Here is a 1259-nt window from a genome sequence, read left to right on the forward strand (position 1 = left end):
CTGCGCTGGAAGGCGTAAGTGGGCAGATCGACCCACCGGGGGGTGTACGGGGCCAGCATCGCGGCCCAGTCGACATCGGCACCGGTGACGAACGCAGCGGCTGCCGAGCGCAGGATCTGGTCCCAGCCGCCGTGATCGCGTCGAAGGGTTCCGACCACGGCGGCGCGGTCGGCGCCGAGGGTGTCGAGGGTGTCCTGGATCCCGGCGAGCAGTGCTGGATGGGGGCTGGTTTCGACGAACACGGTGTGCCCGTCGGCGTGCAGGGCTCGAATGGTCTGTTCGAATCGCACAGTGCTGCGCAGGTTGCGGTACCAGTACTGCGCGTCGAGTCCGGTGGTGTCCATCGGGCCCGCGGTCACCGAGGAGTAGAACGTGATCCGCGAGGACCGGGGCCGTATCGGGGCCAACGCTTCGATCAGGGCTTCGGAAAGAGATTCCACCTGCGGGGAATGGCTGCCGTAGTCGACGGCGATACGGCGTATCGAGATTTCCTCGGCCTCGCAGTCGGCGACGAACTCGCTCAGCGCTGGTTCCTCACCAGCGACCACTACCGAGCCGGGGCCGTTGACCGCTGCGATGTCCAGCGCACCCGTCCAGGACTGCACGCGGGTGCACACCGTGTCCTCGGGCAACGAGACCACGACCATCCCGCCGTGTCCTGCGATCTCGGCGAGCAGCCTCGACCGCAGGGCCACGATCTTCGCCGCGTCCTGCAGAGACAGCGCGTCGGCGATGTAGGCCGCGGCGATTTCGCCCTGAGAGTGCCCGATCACCGCGTTCGGGGTCACACCGATCGATTCCCACACCCGGGCCAGCGACACCATCACCGCGAACAGCGCAGGCTGCACCACGTCCACACGGGACAGGTCCGCGCCTTCGCCGCGGATCGTGTCCAGCAGCGACCAGTCGACGAACGGTGCTAGGGCCTGGTCGCAAGCGGTCATCGCCTCGGCGAACACCGGGCACGAATCCAGCAGTTGTTGTCCCATGCCCAGCCATTGCGAGCCTTGCCCGGGAAACACGAACACGGTCTTACCGGCCCGCCCGGCGGTGCCGACGACCACAGTGGAATCGATGGAATCGGTTGTGGTGGTGAGGGTTTGCAATTGCTCGAGCAGTTCGTCGAGATCATTGCCGATCACAACGGCACGGTGATCGAAACGCGAACGACCCGTGGCCAGGGTCCAACCCACATCCGCCGGCGAGAACGGATTGTCCTGTGGTGTCGAGGTGGTGAGGAACTCGTGCAGGCGTGCGGC

1 protein-coding gene is annotated in these 1259 nt (G+C 66.5%); it reads right to left on the reverse strand.

Going from position 1 to position 1259, the window contains the following annotated elements; translation table 11 throughout:
• Window positions 1-1259 (reverse strand): acyltransferase domain-containing protein (locus ACFXHE_RS44135; RefSeq protein WP_379391778.1); only part of this gene is annotated, 1259 nt, incomplete at both ends.

Source organism: Nocardia sp. NPDC059229 (assembly GCF_042754165.1).
In the GTDB taxonomy this organism is placed as follows: Bacteria; Actinomycetota; Actinomycetes; order Mycobacteriales; family Mycobacteriaceae; genus Nocardia.